The organism is Simiduia sp. 21SJ11W-1, from assembly GCF_024138675.1.
Lineage (GTDB): Bacteria > Pseudomonadota > Gammaproteobacteria > Pseudomonadales > Cellvibrionaceae > Simiduia.
Genome location: NZ_CP090959.1, coordinates 519,802 through 537,580 on the forward strand (window position 1 = coordinate 519,802; position 17,779 = coordinate 537,580).

The following is a 17,779-nucleotide window of genomic DNA, read 5'->3' on the forward strand; positions in this document are numbered from 1 at the left end:
ATGAACATTTTCCATCGCACCCTGGGTGCTTGCACCCTTGCGCTGGCGGGCCTTGTAGGCTTTAGCGGCCAGGCGCAAGCTGCCTGCCCAGACGGCGCCAGCTTCGACAACAATCTAAGTTTTTGCGTTTCAGACACCTATGCTTTTGGCCCCTTCACCAATGCCATGGTAAATAAATGCGTGCAGTTCGGCGGCGGCAGTGCCTGCACTACCAAGCGATCCTATTTGGTTAATGGCCAGCACACTATCAATGTGCTGCGCTGGACGCGCTCGTTCGCACAGAATATCCGCGGTACGGGCAGTTGCCCCATCGGCAGTGTGCGCTCGGCTACCTATGGCAACCATTGCTTTGAATCGGTACCCGGCGGCACCAACAATGTGTACGGCAACTTTACCGCCGATGAAGTGGCCAAGTGTGAATACTTGAATGGCGGCAACGCCTGCTACACCAACCGCTGGTCTGCCAATTTCTATCAAACCGTGCAAAACACCACCTTGCCGCCGGCCGGTGGTGCTGCCGTCAATAAATTTGGCGCATGGCTTTGGTATATAGATGAGCTGGGCAAAACCCACACGCAATTGGCCGATGAATTGGCGGCCATGGGCGTTAAGCGCATTTTTATCAAAATTGCCGACGACACCGCCAACTGCACGCTTTTTACCGATGCCTGCTCAACCACAACCACCCAAATTTATAAAGACCGCGGCATAGAGCCCTGGGCCTGGAGCTACAACTACCCGGGCGATGAAAATGCGCAAGCCGATGCGTTGTACCTGGCTGCGCAATATGGCTACCTGGGCTTCGTGTTAGATGTGGAGGTAGAGTTTAATAACACCACCACCGCACTGCACTCGTTGTTTCAGGCGTTCCAGCAGGCGCGTAACGATGCTCGCAACGATGGGCACATTTCAGGCGAGTTCCCCATGGGTGCCACCACCTGGGGTAACCCGCTCGATCAAGGCATGCGCGTAGATATTATCGATCAATACGTAGATTTCCACATGCCCCAAACCTACCTGGAAGTGTGGGGCGCAAGTTATATGGCCGATCCGAAATACTGGATTGAGTACGGCAACTGCGAATACCGCGACATGGGTGCCAACAAACCCATTTGGCACATAGTGTCTACCGAGTACAACAATATTTCCGTATCGCAGCTCAACACCTTTATGCAGTGGGCTGGCCCTAATGCGTCGATTTGGCGCACGCCCGGTGGCCAGGTGCCACTGGCCGTGTGGGATGACTGGAACGCCTTGAACTGGAGTCGGTCAGACTTTCCAACGGCAAATTGCGGTGCAAATAACAACGCCTTGTATGACTTAGGTGTTGATAGCCCCGATGCAGGGAACGGTGGCACACCGCAGCCTGCCACCGTGCCTTATTGGAGCCAGTTAAGTAACAGCTACGACCCCTATGGCACCTGCTCTATTACTTCACTTGCCATGGTGACGGACTTCTTTGGCCTCACCAACCCCTCAAGCCTTGGCAAGCGCACCCCCGATTATCTCTATGAGCGCTTTGGTGTGCTGCAGGATGTGCCGTCATTGGCGTGGGGTTTCGACACCATTGCGCAAGAGGCGGGCAGCCCACTGCGTGACGTAGGTGTTACCAACGGCACCATCGCGCAATTGCGCCAACTGGCGAGCCAAGGCAAGCCCACCATCGTGCACGGCTGGTTTACCTCGCCCGGGCACATCATGGTGGTTACCGGATTTGACGGCACTCACTACACAGTGCACGACCCTTTCGGCAAGTGGAACTTGCAAAAGTGGGGCAGCTATAACACCAGCGTGTCTGGTAAAAACCAGCGCTACCCCGCAGCACAATTTGAGTACGCCATTAATGATAACGGCACAGGCGATGACCTGTGGCTTCACATATTTGAGTAAAATCCTCGGGCACGGCTAGCCGTGCCCGCTTCAATACGGACTTTGAATTATGCAGCTACATTTCTCGAAAGCCCTCGCAACCGGAATTTTGGCCGGTTTTTTATTGTCTGCCTGTGGCGGAGGCGGCGGTGGTGGTTCCGATGAAGGTGGCCAGCCGGCCACGGAAACGCCAGCGCCTACGCCGTCACCAACAGCGACACCCACCCCAACGCCAACCCCAACGCCCACAGAAACACCCAAAAATTTCACTGTGAGCACCAACAAATTTGGTGTGTGGTTGTGGTATATCGACCAAAATAATGAAGGCCAAACCCATGCATCTTTGGCGCAACAATTGAGCGAGCAGGGCGTAAAGCGCATATTTATAAAAATTGCCGATGATGTGCGCAACTGCGATCTATTTTTTGATGTGTGCGACGCCACAGTGTCGCAAACCTACCGCAATGCAGGGGTAGAACCCTGGACCTGGTCTTACAACTACCCGGGTGATGAAAGTGCGCAGGCCGAGGCCTTGTATCTCTCGGCCCAGTACGGTTATGCGGGCCACGTATTGGATATTGAATCAGAGTTTAACGGCTTGAGTACGGAACTCACCGCGCTGCTCGAGGCCTTCCGCGCGCGGCTGGACGACGCCATTGCCGATAACCACGCAGACGCCAACTACCTGCTGGGTGCCACTACCTGGGGTAATCCCATTGATCACGGCATGCGGGTAGATATTATTGATGATTATGTGGATTTCCACATGCCGCAAACCTACCTGGAAAACTGGGGCGCAAGCTACATGGCAGACCCGGCTTACTGGATTGAGTTTGGCAATTGTGAATACCGCGATTTAGGCGCAGAAAAACCCATTTGGCACATTGTTTCCACGGAACACGGCGATATCACACCCGAGCAGATAGACACCTTTTTAACCTACGCAGGCCCCAATGCGAGTATTTGGCGTATACCTGGTGGTGGCGTTGCCGATAGCATTTACGATGACTGGGCAGCGCTGAATTGGGAGCGCGCAGAATTTGCCGAAACCCCGTGTGGTACCGGTAACAACATTGTGCATGAAACGCAGGTTTCCACCACGCCGCCGGCCGCCGTGCCGCACTACAGCCAGCTTGAAAATGCCAACGAGCCAGATGCCACCTGCAGCATTACCTCCCTTGCCATGATCACCGATTACTACGGCATTACCGACCCGGATGTTTTGGGTATGCGCACGCCTGATTACTTGTACGATGAATATGGCCTGCTGCAAGATGTGCCCTCGCTCATGGCGGGCTTTGATGAACTGGCAATGAACGCGGGCAGTGACCTGCGCGATCACGGTACAGAAACAGGTACCTTGCAGCAATTGCGCGAACTTGCCCGTGCGGGCCAGCCCACCATTGTGCATGGGTGGTTTACAAGCTCTGGCCACATTCTGGTGGTAACGGGATTTGATGGAAATTACTACACAGTGCAAGATCCCAACGGCAAGTGGAATCTGCAAAAGTGGGGCAGTTACGACACCAGCGTGTCGGGCGAATCCCAGCGCTACCCGAAAGCGGCTTTTGAATACGCCATTAACGACAATGGCACAGGAGATGATCTTTGGTTACACGTTTTTCAGTAACAGCTTTCACAACGATTTTGCGCCGCCTTTGTGCGGCCTTTTGCCTGCTGGGGTTGAGTGTGGGCGCAGTTGGCAATCCAGTGCCCTATTACAGCCAGCTGGAAAACCGCCATGAGCCGGCGGCAACCTGTTCGCTAACCTCTATGGCCATGGTGTTGGATTACTTAAACATTGCCGTACCCGGTAATGGCAGAACGGCTGACCGTATTTATGAGCGCTACGGCAAATTGCAAACCGTGCCTGCGTTTGCAAATGGCTTTAACACACTCGCAAAAGAGGCCGGCAGCCTCTGGCGTGATAACGCCACCCTGCAGGGAACCCTTACCGAGCTGCGCGCACGCGCAGCCCAAGGTTTACCCTCGGTAGTGCACGGGTGGTTTACCAAGGCCGGCCACATTGTTGTGGTAATAGGTTTTGATGGCACCCACTACACTGTGCACGACCCTTACGGCGCCTGGAATTTGGAGAAGTGGGGCAATTACGATACCGCCAAAAGCGGTAATGCCATTCGCTACCCCAAAGCGGCATTTGAATATGCCATTAACGATAATGGCCAGGGCAATGACCTCTGGCTACACCGATTTGAAACACAAGAGAAAATCCAATGACCATGAACACTTTCCGCAAAGCGGCAGCCCTTGCCGGTGTTGCCATTCTGGGGGCCGCGCAGGTGGCGTGCAATCACGGCACGCAATCAGAAACGTCACTCACGCTTGAGCAAAAAATCGCGCAAAAACTTGCCGTAGATATGCGTTATTTTTGCTCTGAACCCTTGAGTGAAGGTGAAAAATGCCGCACGCCCGTAACTCAAATGCCAAAGGCGTTGGGCGACATCATTGCCGATACCCAAGTGGGCGGCGTGATTTTATTTGCGGAAAACTTTTCAACACCCGAAACCACTTTGCGGCTGGTAAACGATTTACAACAAGCAGCAGCGCGCACCAGCGCAACTCCCTTACTGGTTGCAACAGATCAGGAGGGCGGCAAAGTGGCACGCCTGCCGCGCCACTGGGCGGCTGCCTTTTCCGGCAATATGGCGGTTGCGGCCACCGGTGAGCGCGCGCCAGAATTTGCTGACAAGGTGGGCGGTGTGATGGCCGAACAGCTTTCGGCCTTGGGTATTTTTATTAACTATGCCCCCACCGTAGACGTAAATGCCAACCCCTTGAACCCGGTCATCAATACGCGCTCCTACTCTGAAGACCCAAAGCGGGTAGCAGAGCTTGGCGCGGCTTATACCCGTGGTTTACAGGCCGGTGGTGTAGCGGCAACGCTCAAGCACTTCCCCGGCCACGGTGATACCCATGTAGATTCGCACACCGGCCTGCCGCTGGTTGCGCACCCTTTGGCGCAAATCAAGGCGCAAGATTTATACCCGTTTAAATCGATCATTAGCGAAGCCGCGCCTGCATTGGTGATGACCGCGCACATTCAGTTCCCTGCACTGGATAACAGCACCCTTACCACCCACACAGGTGAACAAGCCGTTGTGCCGGCAACGCTTTCGCGCAAAATCATGACAGATCTATTGCGCCATGAGTTCGGCTACCAGGGCGTAACCACCACAGACGCACTCGACATGGTGGGTGTAGCCATGCTGCTACCAGACCCAGTAGAACGTACGGTTAAGGCATTCGCTGCCGGTGTGGATATCGCACTTATGCCGTTTAAAATCCGCACGCCCGCTGACGGTGAAAAGCTGCAAGCGTTGATAACTGCCGTGGCAGATGCTGTGCGGGCGGGTAACGTAGAACATTTAACCGAGGCGGAAATAGATGCATCGGTTGATCGCATTCTGGCGCTAAAAAAGCAATTGCCTATTAATGCGTGGTTGGCTAAACCCCTTGCAGAGCGCATTGCGCATACCCAAACGGTGTTCGACAACAAATCACACCGCGCGCTGGAATCTGCCATCGCCTTGGCGGCGGTAACTCATGTGGCAGGCTCACAGGAATCCCTTGCCGAACTCTGTGCCAAGCCCAGCCGGGTATCTGAGGCGGGCAATACCAATCGTCGCCTGGTGGTTGTGGCGCCTACAGAAGATGTGCAGCAAGCCATGGCGCAAACCTTGGTGGCAAAAATGCCAGAGCTTGCAACCCAGGCGTTCACCTTGAAAGACTACGCAGATCCCGCCCGGCGCGATGCCATGTTAAACGCCAATTGCGTGATGGTGATTGGCGTAACCCCGCCTGGTTCTCCAGTAGATATGGGCGGTATGGATGATGTCATTGATCAGATGAAAGCCGAGGCCGGTAATAATCCAGAGGCCTGGGCCGCCATTAAGGAGCGCCAGCGCGAGCAGGTAGGCCGTATTCAGTTCTCGTTATTGCGCGCCTTAAAAGAGCGCAAAGTGCCGCGTATTTTCGTGTCCATGCGCGCGCCCTACGAGGCTAAAACCATGGCCCCGGTAAGTGATGCCGTTTACGCCACCTACGATTTCAACAGCGCAAACTTTGAAACCGTAAATGGCCCGGTAAGCGTGCGTGGCCCTGCTTACGATGCCCTTGTTGCGGTGCTCTCCGGCCGTGCCAAAGCGCAAGGTAATCTGCCGGTTACAGTGTTTGATCAAGCCGTAGAAACTGCAGGAGCCCAGTAATGTTGAGCAAATCTGATGCGCTAAGAAATTGGGCAGGCCCGCTGCTTGCGGTGCTCGCGCTGTGCTTTGGCACAGCTCAGGCAAGTGTGCCTGCAAATTCTGGGCAGCTGGTGCTGGTGATCAGCGAAAACTGGGAAGACCGCAACGGCCAATTAAGTGCTTGGACACGTGGGCCGGAAGGTGAGTGGCAACAAGAGGAAGTTGCCACCCAGGTTTCGCTGGGGCGCACCGGCACTGCCTGGGGCAAAGGATTACATGCGCCCCAAGAGGGTGTACAAAAACGCGAAGGCGATGGCAAAGCCCCTGCGGGTATTTTCGCACTGGGTGATGCATTTGGTGCACTCAGTGCGTTAAACACGGGCTTGAATTATCAACCTATGAGCGAAAGCCATTACTGCATTGATGTACCCGGCTCACCTTTGTACAACCAAACGGTAGACGCCAAACTGGTTGGCAAGGCAGCGGTTGAAGGCTCTACCGAGGCCATGCGTCGCGATATCCACTCGAACGACAATCTGTACAGCAAAGGTATTTTTGTGGCCCACAATCCCGAGAATATTTCGGGCGCAGGTAGCTGCATTTTTGTACATATTTGGCGTGGGCCAGATAAGCCGACTGCCGGTTGTACGGCCATGCCGGAAGCCAAAATAGATGCCTTGCTTGCGTGGTTAAAGCGCGAGGCCGCACCGGTATTGGTGGTGTTGCCGCAGGCAGAGTATGAGCGCGTGCAAAGCCTGTGGGATTTGCCAAAACGCTAGGTGGTATTTCTAAGGCGCGCGAGCCAATTTACCGGTGTATTCATTGAGCGGCAAACAAGCCACGGCCCTCGCCGCGCATGAATGCGCCTTCTATTAAATCGCTATCGCCACACTGCGGGCCTGCCTCACAGTAAACTGTGAGGCAGGCTGAGCACCAAGCAGTGCTTGCTGATAGCTCTCACTGCCGCCAGGTGGCTTGTGAACCATTGAGAATCCTGCGTTACAGCGATGACTCTACTACCAGCAGCGCGCTGGGTACGTCCCGCTGTTGGTCGTAAATGGCTTGATCGTTAAAGGCCATGGCGCTGGAGCCGCCGCCATCCAAATTCATTGCCTCTACACAATTTAGCTTCAGCATTAACGCGGGCATGTCGCTCAGTTTCGCGCTGGTTGCTACCACCAGGCTTACCTGGTTGGTGGCGTCTACACAAATGGCCGAGCGGGGGCGTAAGTCGTCAAGCTCTACACCGGAACCCCAGAAAACCTCCTCGTTATAGGTGAGGGCGGGGGCGCCGTTGTTTAGCAGGGTGGGGCCGCCGCCGATGGCTGTGTGTATGGCGATGGGGGTGCCGTCTTCAGTGGTTGGGGCGGCCAGCGGGTTACTGGCAGAGCCTGTGTAGGCTAAAGGTTCATCAAAGCGGTAGGCCTGTGCGGCTGCATCTGTGCTGAAGTGATAAACCCACTCAACGCTTGCCTCACCTTCCGGGCTAATCACAAAGGCGCTGCGAATTACCGGGTAAGATTGGCCGTTACGCGTAAGCGCTGTGACGTTGCGCGCTTGCAGTTCGCCGCCGCTGACCACGGCAGAGTAACTTTGATTGCCTGCAAAAAATCCGCCGTTAATGGCAGCCACGGCGCCGGTTTGTGCCATGTAACTAAAAATTGGCTGGGCGTTGTCAGACTTAACCGCCTGTAACGATAATTCCGGCCGATTCAGATCTACACTCACCCAATACAGGTTGGTGCCATTGTGCTGGGCGAATTGGTACTTAACGCCTTGGGGGAAGTAGTGGTTGGCACTGCGATCTTCCCAGGCAATGGCATTCCACACATCTTCCGCTGGCCCATATACGGGTGCGGCCACGTCTTCACTTTTTGACCCGCCACCACCGCCGCAAGCACTTATTAGCAGTATGCAGCTTGCAAGGGGCAGTAGGTGATACCGGGTTTTCGAAAATGCATTTACTGTTGGCACGGTAATTCCTTCGTAAGTAATTTTTTTATTTAGCATAGGCGTGGGTAGGCCTGGCTCAAGTTGGGGCCTATCGGTTAGCCCTATCAATGCAGTTTTTAACTCAATTTCAAGCCGGTGCTGATTTCGCGGCGCTGCACATTTAATACAAAGGCAATTATCAAGCAGGCCCCGTAGATCACACTGAGAGCGCAGGCTGCAATTAAAATGTTAATCACCGGGTTGCCCTCCAGCAGCTTGGCGGTGGCCGCATCAAGCAGCGCTATGGCTGCGTAAATGGTCAGCGGTGTGAGTAAAAATGTGCGCGTGCGCGAAAATAGCATGCGTAAAACCTGCATTGAGGGGTAGCCAAATGCGCGGGCCAGATGCAGGCGGCGCGACTCAAGTTTGGCGGCGTTGTACAGGGCGGCGTAACAGTTGGCAAAAAACAGGCAGGCAAGGGCCGCCAATATAATCACGTTCAAATAGGCAATGTGCAGCCGCGATTTATTGCGCTCATCCCACATGTTGCGGGTGTCGTTATAAATGGGCTCTGCCCGCCCATTGAAGGGGGCAAGCCAGGCATTAACCACGTTGTCATCAAAGGGTGTGCGCGAAAATATTTTGCAATGCCCGCAAGATTCCGTGTAGGCATAAACAACTGCCCGGCTGTCTAACAGCTGCTGAAATCCCCAGGTTGTCTGGTAGCTGCCGGTAATGTTGTAGGTGGCATGGTTGGTTTGCAAAGGTACAGGCGGTGTTAGCCCCCTTTCATGCAATGGTTGTGACGGCGCAATAATCTCGCCAGACAATTGCGGGTTGCGGCCTTCGGCGAGGGTTGGGTTTACGAGCTTGAACCAGCCGGCTTCTGCACTGGCGAGGATAATTTTCTCACCGCTAAAGGGCGATTCTGGCTCAAGCGTCAGCGTGAAGTGGCGTTTGGTGGGTAAGTCTGCCATGGGAAAGCGCGTGTGATCACCCTGGCTCAAATGGCTGCGTAAATCACGCATGCCCTCGCCATGGTAATTAAAATAGCTTTCCTCGGGTGAAGTTGGGTACAGGCTTAACACATAAAGCGGATTTTTGTAGAGGCCGTATGCTGATTGGTCGGCATAAATGGCGCTCAGCTGATGGGTGCTTTGGCCCAGTAAAAATACAATGGCAGTGCCCAGTACTGCTTGCGATACCAGCACCCAGGGTGAACGGGTGCTGGTGGGGGTGCCTTTAAATTTCACGGTAATTTTTGCCAACCGGCTGCAGCCGCCGTAAAGCGCACAGGCCACCAGAAGCCCCAGCAATAAGTGGCTGGCTTCTGCGTGGCGGGCTGAATCTGCTTGCAACCATACATAGCTTAACAGGCCCCCCAGGCTGCCCAGCAGGCTGGCGGCCAGGCCTACCTGGCGGTAGCGCAGTTGCGATTGGTGGGCCAGGCGGGTGCCAAAGGCCAATTGCATGCGCCAGCGGTTGATGTTGCGTTGCTGCCAGCGCTGGGCCAGATAAATGTATAGCCAGCAGGTGGTAAAAAAACATAACAATGCCGCGGCCAATAAATAGCGCGCCGTAAATTGTGTTTCAACATCTTGCCTGCCTTGGGTGGCGATGGTGGGGATAGTTGGGAATTGGGGGTAATAGGCCTGCACGCTTTGCACCGCTTCAGCCGGCAGCGACCAATGCACCAGATTCCCATAGCTCACCGACATGCGCGTATTTGGCGGCAAGTTACTGGTGCTTTTAAGGTATTCGATACCCGCACGCGCAATAGCAATTTGCTCGTGCCAGTTCACCAGGGCATTCGGGCTATTGGGCAGGCTGCTTAAATCCAGCTCGGCGGTGAGCACCTGAAGGTCTATGCCATTAAGAGTAATGGCTGTGTGATCTATAAGGCCTTGTGATTCTGCAAAAGCGCGATCGAGAATAATCTGCCCGCTATTGAGCGTGATGTCTGCCATGCCGATGTGCTTCAGGCCATCTGCATTCATGGCGTGTACCTTGGGGCGCTCTAACAGCCCGTTGAGGTGCATGCTCATGGTGTGGCTAAAGGCCAGGTGGGGCGTTGTTGGGTGATCGGCCAGCCAGCGGTCGTATTGATGGCTGAAGTTAAACTCCAGCGGCTTTACCTGGTGGCGTTCAGTGGGGGGCAGGGGAAACAGCGTTCGCCAGTGGCTTACCTTTTCTGTGCCCGCAGGCATGCCAAGGTGCGTAAAAATAGCGTGGCCAATAATACCGCTGGTGATGCCCGAAAGCACAAACAGAGTGGCGGCGGCAATTAATAAAAAACGGTGCCGGCTAAAAAACCGTTGGGCGTTTTCAGGCTGCATTATGCCACTCTCCCGTCACATACCTGCAGGGTGCGGCTGGCACGGCTGGCTACTGATTGGTCGTGGGTAACCATTAAAATCGTTGCGCCGTCGGCGTGGAGCTGCTCGAAGATTTCCAGCACGGCGCGGGTGTTTTCGCTGTCTAGGCTGCCGGTGGGTTCATCGGCCAAAATCAGTGTGGGTTGGTTGATCAATGCGCGGGCAATGGCCGCCCGTTGCTTTTGCCCGCCGGAAAGTTGATGGGGCAGGTGTTGTTCAAAGCCTTTCATGCCAACCTGCTCTAGTAGTGTTTGGGCGCGCGCCAGTACTTCTGGCGCCGCGTTTGCCGGGCGCTGCTGTGTGGGTAACAGCACGTTTTCCAGCACGGTGGCATCGTCTACCAAGCAAAAGTCCTGAAACACATAGCCCAGGTGTTGTTGACGCACGGAGGCCATGGTCCGCGCATCAATACCGGCGGCGTTGGCTTCGGCAATAAACAGCTCGCCGGTGCAGGGCCTATCCAGCAGCCCGCAGATATTCAGCAGGGTGCTTTTGCCGTGGCCCGAGGGGCCCATCAGTGCCACGAACTCTCCTTGGGTGATGGCAAAGCTTACGTCGTTAAGTACGGCGTGTTGGCCATAGTGCTTAGACAAATTTTGGGCGCGCAAGATGGTATCGGGCATGGCCACCGGTTCCTTAGGGTTGTGTGGTTACTGGCGCAGCTGAATTTTAAGCGTGTCGCCGTAGAGAAATTGTTGGGTGTTGTTGCTTGTATCGCTGAGTGTAAATACCAAAGAGCCGGTGCCACCCTCGGAGCCTTGGGTTTTGCGCACCAGTTGCAAGTGCAAGCGTTGGCTGTTGGTTACAAGCTCATAATGTGCCTGGGCATTGTGGGCTGCCACGTCTTGATTGCTCATGCGCACACGGAATTCGGGCTGGCGCATGTCGTGCAAGGTGCCGAGGCGAGTGTTGGCATTGAGGTAGGCGCCGGTATTGGCACTGAGGTTGTCGGCCACAATAAATGTGCCGCTAAAGGGCGCGGTGATGGTCAGCTCTGCCACCTTGCGCTCAAGCCCCTGAATTTCCAGTTCAGCGGTTTGGATGTCGCTATCGAGTTCGGCCAAAAGGTCGCGCTTGTTGTCGGTTAAAAATGCGGCTTTCTTTTCAGCAAATGCCACTTGCAGTTGGGCGGTTTTCTCTTCCAGTTCATAGCGGCGCATGTCGATATCTGAAATCACATTTTTGCTGTGCAAATTCTGGTTGGCGCGGGTAACTTCGCTGGCCAGTTGCCATTGCAGGCGCGACTCTTCCATGGTGGACTGGTGTTGAAGTATGTCGTAGTCGATGGTTTTTGCACGGGTAATGCGGCGCGACTTCAGTGCGGCAAGTTCTATTTGTTTAAGCTTCAGGCGCTCTACCAGTTCAGGGTTGGCAAGTGTAAAAATCGCCGCGCCTTCTGTGACCTTAAAGCTTTCACCCTCGGCGATTTTGCTCACCAATGTGCCGGCAGATTGCACCGTGATGTCTGCGCTTAAACTGCTTGTTGCTCGCCCAATCAGCGAAGGCGTAGCGCGATCAAACGCGTCAATTGTTGTGGCATTGGGGCTTGTATCAGTGGCGGTTTGCGCCAAAGGGTTGCTGGCGTGATTGCTGTTTGCAGGCGTGAAAAACCAGTAGGTGGCAAGCAGGGTGCACGCGGCGGTGGCCGCCGCCGTGGCCAGCAGGTAGCGTTTTTTAATGGGTAGGGGGGCGGATGAAGGAACCTGGTTTACCAAATCGCCAAGGGGCGTTTTTGCATTCATTGTGGGCTCCCTGTTTCAGCTTTCCCGCTTTTCTGCAATGCATTTATTGCGCTCGCAACGCGCAATGAAGTCCGCAGGCTTTACCGCGCAGGTGGATTTTTCGATCCGGCTTGCTAGATACCACGCATCTATATCTTTGCGAATATTCTCACTGTTGTGGGTGTTAATGGCCACAACACCGCAGTAGTAGCCGGGCACCATTGCGCATTGGTTGTGGGCTTCGCACATGGCCCATGTGGGTGGGGGTGGTGTTTGGCAGGCGCTGATAACAAAGCCGCAACCCAATAGCAGGGCAGGTTTCATCACGACATTCCAGGTCTTGTGCATGCGGCATCTCTCTGCATGTGGCGCTCATGCGCCTGCCATTTAAATATTGGCGGCTTAACGCGAGCGCTTCACCACAGCCCGTGGTGCGAGCTTGAGAATACATTATTCTTTTTTGGTATTGCAATGGGAATATTCCCGAGAGGGATGCAAAAGCCAGGCGTTAGCCGGGCCTTTGCAGTTGGCATGCAAAACGCGGGTGTTGCGCTGAGGCTATTGGCACAGCTCGCTGTTTAAGCGAATGCCCGAGGCAAAATCAGCCGCGGGAATGGGCTCGGTTTTTACGATGCCCTTGTGTGAGGTCATGCGGTGAATGTAGTTGCCATCACCCAGTGCAATGCCCACATGGGTAATGACACCCTCGGCCCAATTGCCGTAGGTGTTTTTAAAAAATACCAAGTCGCCGGCCTGCAAATCTTCAATGCGATCGATGCGGGTACCCAGTTCATCGCCCGCCAGGGAGTCTGCGTGCTCTGGCAGTAATTTATCGTCTGGCCCCAGCAGGTGGGCATCCCAGGGTTTTTGGGTTTCGAGTGTGTGAAATTTTTCTCCGCAGGCTGCCACCAGCACTTCGCGCGTCCAGTTCATGCATTGCTCGGCTGCGCCCACGCGAAAGGGTTGCTCGTTCCAGGGCTTGGCCGCCGCAACCAGCTTGTCGCCCATTGTGGGCTTGCTAGTGGTTGCGCAGGCAAGCAATGTGCACAGCAGGGGTAGCAGTAACAGGCGGGTAAGTGTTGTTCGCATCATGGGTGTGATACCTCCACGGAATTATTTGAGCGCTGAATGTCGGGTGTCAGGTAGTCTGGGTCTAGGATAATGGTGTGTACGCGTTGCCCAGCAGCTACCGTTAGCTGCCATTCGATGTAGGCATGGCCCTCGGTATTCGCCCGGGCATTGGCCCAGGCGTTTACGGGAATGACTGCGTCTAATGATTCGCCATTGGTGAAGCTTACCCGCAGCGGCACAGGCAACAGGGCGGTGCCTGCGTTGCTGATGCCGATGCTGTAAGTGTGGGCTGCGGCATTGGCTGTGGTATTTTTTTCCGGCCTATTAACCGGTGCCGATTTATAGGTAGCCGACGGGTGTGTGGCCACAGGCCCCAGGTATTGGGCGCGGCTTTGGGTGTAGGCATCGGCCAGTGCCGGTGCATCGTCTACCACGAAACGGTGTTCATTGCCGTTTGTTAAGGCGCGTGCTTGTAGCGCAATTGCCGGAGGCTCTGGCGGGTTTTTATGGCGCAAAGGCAGTGGAGTTTGGTTGAGTTGTGCGTGGGTAATTTGCCAGTCGAGTGAGCGTGCTTCAAGAAACCAGCTGCGCCAAAACCAACCCAGGTTTTGGCCTGTGTGCTGTTCTATGGCCATCATCAAATCGCCGGGCGTGGGCCGTTTGCCTTGCCAGTGGGTAAAGAATTTTGCCAATGCGGCATCAAACTCGGCGGGGCCCAGCACCAAATAGCGCAGCATGTTTAACAGGCTTGCGGGTTTGTTATAGGCGTTGGCAATTTTTTGCTGCAGGTCGTCGGCCGGTGTCATTACCGGTTGGTGCCCGGGGCTTGCCGTGTAGCTTGCGATGCTGCGTGGCTCACCGTAAATCACATCGAAGTTGGCCTCCCACTGATGCTCTGCACGGTACTCCAAAAAGCTGGTTAGCCCTTCATCAAGCCAGGCCCACTCGCGCTCATCGGTGTTAACAGTCATGGGTATGTAGTTGTGCCCCACCTCGTGAATGACAGTGCCAATAAAATCGTATTTGGTGAGCGGGTTGTAGGCGGGCGTGTTGCCTGTTGCGTGAGTGCGCTCGGGGCGGGTGGCGATGGTTGCCAGGCCCGGGTATTCCATCCCAATGCCTGCGGCATTGGCAATGCTTACGGTTTGCATTGGCAGGTTTACCGCGGCGCTATCAAAGGTTGTGAGTGTGTGGCGCATTGCCGCCAGCCCAAAGGGCTGCCACAGGGGGGCGGCCTCGTTGGGGAACAGGCTGTTCAGGCGCCGGCCTTTTGCATCTACGCCCGTTTGCCACATAAACGCAGGCGAGGCCACAAAGGCAAAGTCGCGCAGTTGCTCGCCGGCAAATTGCCATTGTTGGCCTGCGGCAGCCGGCGGTTTTAATTGCCGGTTTTGCCGGGCAGTGTCTGCGTTAATCAGCAGGCAGTCTGTTTGGCTGGCCCAACATTTTTGCTGGGTTTTATCTAAAACTTCATGGGCGTTTTGCCAATTGCCGCTGGCGGCCAGCGCAAAGTGTGCCGGTGCAGTGACGGTGACCTGGTAGCGGCCAAATTCAGTTGAAAACTCCCCCTGGTGTAAAAACGGGCGCGTTTGCCAACCGCTGTAGTCGGTAAAGGCCGCCGCCCGCGGGAACCACTGGGCCGCCACAATAATGGGTGAACCATCGGCCAGCCATTCCACACCGCTGCGCGCATTGGTGGCCACTTTATCTGTGAGTGCAAGTTCCCAGGCCAGGTTCAGCTTAACCTCATCGCCACTTGCAATAGGCGTTGGCAGGCTAACGGTGAGCAGTGTGTCCTCTACTTGCCAGTGCAGGTTTTGCCCCTGCTGGCGGGCGTGGTGAATAATAAAGCCCTGAGCCTGGGCACGCCGGGCGGCCAACACTTCAGGTTTGCTGATGCGCGTTTGGGTGGCTAAAGATTCTGGCTTGAGTGCATTGTGATCCAGCAAAAATACCAGCTCACTAAGCGGCTTTGGGCTGTTGTTGTGATACACAATTTCGGCAGAGCCTTGCAGTTGCCATTGCTTGCCGTTGAATTCAAGCCGGGCGTTTAAGGTGTAATCCACCTGCTGTTGCCAGTAATTTTTTGCGGGCTGGCCGGTGCGGGTGCGCGCAGGGCTATCCAGTTGCAGACGTGCAAGTTCTACGTGGGTAAGCTGTGCGAAATCGTTTGCCGGCAGTTGTGGCGCCGGTGTGGGTTCTGCGCCATTGCAGCCGCCAAGCGCTACCACAACGAGCGCAGGCAGCAGCCGTTGGCAAGCGGCTGTGCGGCAAAAGTGCCGCGTATTTTTTTTGGGGCCTTGTTGCGTGTTATTTTTTTCCACGGTGCGCCATTTTTTGTGCATCAGGAGTGGCGGGCGCTAGGTGCCAGGGCTACCTTGGTTGTGCGCGCTTCAACCAGCAGCACCAAGGCGATAGAGGCCAACATGCAGCCGGCGCCCAGGCCAATTACGCCGCTGTAATCGTTGCCGTTAATCAGTGCCGCCGCCATTGGGGGGCCGGCCACTTCGCCCACTTTAAAGGCGCTGGCGCACAACACAATCAAGCGGCCTGTGGCATCGACTTTGTTGAATTGATCCATCAGCAAGGGTACGGCAAAACTCCAGAAAAACTGGAACACGATGGTGCTGCCGGCATAAAGGCCATACACAGAAAGCGGCATGTCGTCGCCCAGTAGCAACAGCATGGCGGCAATTTGAACCAGCGTGGCGCCGGCATAGGCCAGCGATTTACCCAGCCGTTGTGCAACCCAAGGCGCGGCCAGTGAGCCCAACCCGCTAATGGCAAAGCCCGTGCCCAACAAACTGCCCACGGCCTGGCCATCTAGCCCGAGTGCCACGCCCATGCGCTCTAGGTAGGCCCACACAGCGGAAACGCCACAGTAGTAAATTACCACCGCACTGAATACCAGCACGGCATTGAGGTTGAACAGGCCCAGCAAACTTTTTACATCGCTTGTACTGGTAGGCTTTTGCGATACCGGCATGCACACTGCACAGGCAACGAGCGCCAAAATGAGCCAGCCGTTTAAGTAGTGGAAAAACCCGGCCACACCCAGTGAATCAATTATGCCGGGCACGACGAAAAACCCCAGGGTGCCAAAGGCCACTTGTGCGGTAACCATCAAGCCAAAGGCAAAATCCGGGCGCCGGTGATCGCCAAGGCTTGCCAGCGCAATGGCGTAGGCGGTGCCGCAGCCTAAGCCCGCCAGCACGCGGGTGATCATCAGCAGGGCGAAATTTTCCTGGCCCAGGCTCAGCAGGTTGGCGATAAAAAACACGCCCAGGCCCGCAAGCGTTGGCAGCCGCCAGCCAATGCGGCGCACCCAAAACAGGCCGGAAACGGTGGCCGCAAAAATGCCCATCACGTCGGCTGCGGCCAGCCAGCCGATTTGTTGCTGGTTAAATACCGCTGCATCGGAAAGCGCGCCCACCCACAAGGGCAGCAGCGTCAAGATGGAGGCACCCATCACCGCAATGAATAAAAGGCTGGTTAGGCTTTGCCAATGGTTGGGAGTGGTGCGCATAGTTGTGTGCCGTATTTTATTGTATGAATGAGCGGGTAATTTCCGAGTATCTAATGCGCCTGAACGGGCTGCGAGTGAACAGCTATCGGCAGGCCCGATAGCTGTAAACGGGCGCGCATTTAGCTGCTCACCTGTTTGGCCAGGGCATCAATGAGCCAGCGTGTGGCGTGGCCTAATGTGCGACTTTGTGGCCAGATTAAATCCACCCCGTGAGGAAAGGGCGTGAGTTGGTAGCTGGTGGGCAGTTTTACCAGGCTGCCGTTGGCCAAATAGCGCTGCACCAGGTGCGAAGGAGCCGATGCCCAGCCCAAGCCCTGACGCACGAGTTCAATTAATTGGTGGTGGTTATCTACCTGCCACACCCGGTGGCTGAAATCGCTGGCGGCCTTGGCCGTTGAATTGCGCGCGCCAATGCGCAGGTGCAGGTGATCCCGAAGGCTTGCCGCCGAGACTTCACTCAATTGTGCAAGCGGGTGCGCGGCGCCCACTACGGCTTCAAAATAGGTGGTGCCTATGCCTTTGAATTCAAACTCTTCCGGGTAGTCGTCTGAGGCGAGCATCAAGCCAAGGTCTGCCTGGCCACTTTTAATCAGCGCCGCAGGCTCGGATTCCGGTGCCAGAATAATTTGCAGCTTAACGGTTTGAAAGCTTTCACTGAATGCCGCAAGGGTGGCGCTTAGCTGGCCCTGGCTAATGGCCGCCTCATCGATGGCCAGCGTCAGGCTGTCTTCCACGCCGGCGGTAAGGCTGCGGGTTTTGGCGTCGAGCCGGTTAAAGGCATTCATCACCGCGCGCACGTCATTTAACAGCGACTGGCCGTGCTCGGTGAGCATGGGCTCGCGGCGGGAGCGGTCAAACAGCTCAAGGCCCGTGTCTATCTCTAGATTGTTAATCAGCCCCGAAATGGTGGATTGCGCTTTGCCCAGCTGGCGGGCGGCCGCTGAAAAAGAGCCCACCCGCGCGGTTACCTCAAAGGCTTCCAGCTGCTCGGGTGCCAGGTAACTGAATTGTTTGGCTGTCATATTGGCTAATGTCCGCATAGTGTCTGGATTTTATATCTTTTAAACCGGTGAGCTTAGC

The 17,779-nt window shown here is 55.5% G+C and carries 14 protein-coding genes; 5 read left to right on the forward strand and 9 right to left on the reverse strand.

Annotated elements, in window-relative coordinates:
• Genes L1F30_RS02230 through L1F30_RS02250 form a run of 5 tightly spaced genes read left to right on the forward strand, consistent with a single transcriptional unit; the run spans position 1 to position 6,853 of the window.
• A complete protein-coding gene (locus tag L1F30_RS02230; protein WP_253358827.1) occupies positions 1-1,890 on the forward strand; it encodes a C39 family peptidase in 1,890 nt (629 codons plus the stop codon).
• 49 nt (positions 1,891-1,939) lie between these two features.
• Entirely contained in the window at positions 1,940-3,499 is a 1,560-nt protein-coding gene (locus tag L1F30_RS02235; RefSeq protein WP_253358829.1) for a C39 family peptidase, read from the forward strand.
• Between the two features lie 59 nt (positions 3,500-3,558).
• A complete protein-coding gene (locus L1F30_RS02240; protein ID WP_253358831.1) occupies positions 3,559-4,107 on the forward strand; it encodes a C39 family peptidase in 549 nt (182 codons plus the stop codon).
• Entirely contained in the window at positions 4,104-6,095 is a 1,992-nt protein-coding gene (locus L1F30_RS02245; protein ID WP_253358833.1) for a glycoside hydrolase family 3 protein, read from the forward strand. The genes L1F30_RS02240 and L1F30_RS02245 overlap by 4 nt, the downstream gene beginning before the upstream one ends.
• Positions 6,095-6,853, forward strand: coding sequence for a L,D-transpeptidase (locus L1F30_RS02250; protein WP_253358835.1), 759 nt, complete (start codon positions 6,095-6,097; stop codon positions 6,851-6,853). Before L1F30_RS02245 ends, L1F30_RS02250 begins: the two co-directional genes overlap by 1 nt.
• Before the next feature lie 220 nt (positions 6,854-7,073).
• Here L1F30_RS02250 and L1F30_RS02255 read toward each other — a convergent pair whose 3' ends face one another.
• From L1F30_RS02255 to L1F30_RS02295, 9 genes are all read right to left on the reverse strand, one after another.
• Positions 7,074-7,937 (reverse strand): phosphodiester glycosidase family protein, encoded by an 864-nt coding sequence (locus L1F30_RS02255; protein WP_253358837.1) that lies wholly within the window; start codon positions 7,935-7,937, stop codon positions 7,074-7,076.
• A 206-nt stretch (positions 7,938-8,143) separates the two neighbouring features.
• Positions 8,144-10,342 carry a hypothetical protein gene (locus tag L1F30_RS02260; protein WP_253358839.1) on the reverse strand — a complete coding sequence of 733 codons (2,199 nt, stop codon included), beginning with the start codon at positions 10,340-10,342 and terminating at the stop codon, positions 8,144-8,146.
• A complete protein-coding gene (locus tag L1F30_RS02265; RefSeq protein ID WP_253358840.1) occupies positions 10,342-11,004 on the reverse strand; it encodes an ABC transporter ATP-binding protein in 663 nt (220 codons plus the stop codon). Before L1F30_RS02265 ends, L1F30_RS02260 begins: the two co-directional genes overlap by 1 nt.
• A 27-nt stretch (positions 11,005-11,031) precedes the next feature.
• Positions 11,032-12,123: an HlyD family secretion protein gene (locus tag L1F30_RS02270; RefSeq protein ID WP_253358842.1), complete on the reverse strand. Its 1,092-nt coding sequence runs from the start codon at positions 12,121-12,123 to the stop codon at positions 11,032-11,034.
• 15 nt (positions 12,124-12,138) lie between these two features.
• Complete coding sequence (locus L1F30_RS02275) at positions 12,139-12,450, reverse strand: hypothetical protein (RefSeq protein WP_253358846.1); 312 nt, start codon at positions 12,448-12,450, stop codon at positions 12,139-12,141.
• A gap of 210 nt (positions 12,451-12,660) precedes the next feature.
• Positions 12,661-13,194 carry a C40 family peptidase gene (locus tag L1F30_RS02280; protein WP_253358848.1) on the reverse strand — a complete coding sequence of 178 codons (534 nt, stop codon included), beginning with the start codon at positions 13,192-13,194 and terminating at the stop codon, positions 12,661-12,663.
• Positions 13,191-15,497, reverse strand: coding sequence for a M1 family metallopeptidase (locus L1F30_RS02285; protein ID WP_253358849.1), 2,307 nt, complete (start codon positions 15,495-15,497; stop codon positions 13,191-13,193). Before L1F30_RS02285 ends, L1F30_RS02280 begins: the two co-directional genes overlap by 4 nt.
• 20 nt (positions 15,498-15,517) lie before the next feature.
• On the reverse strand, positions 15,518-16,699 hold the full coding sequence (locus L1F30_RS02290; RefSeq protein ID WP_253358850.1) for an MFS transporter: 1,182 nt from the start codon (positions 16,697-16,699) through the stop codon (positions 15,518-15,520).
• 119 nt (positions 16,700-16,818) lie between these two features.
• Positions 16,819-17,721: a LysR family transcriptional regulator gene (locus L1F30_RS02295; RefSeq protein WP_253358852.1), complete on the reverse strand. Its 903-nt coding sequence runs from the start codon at positions 17,719-17,721 to the stop codon at positions 16,819-16,821.
• Between the last annotated feature and the right edge of the window lie 58 nt (positions 17,722-17,779).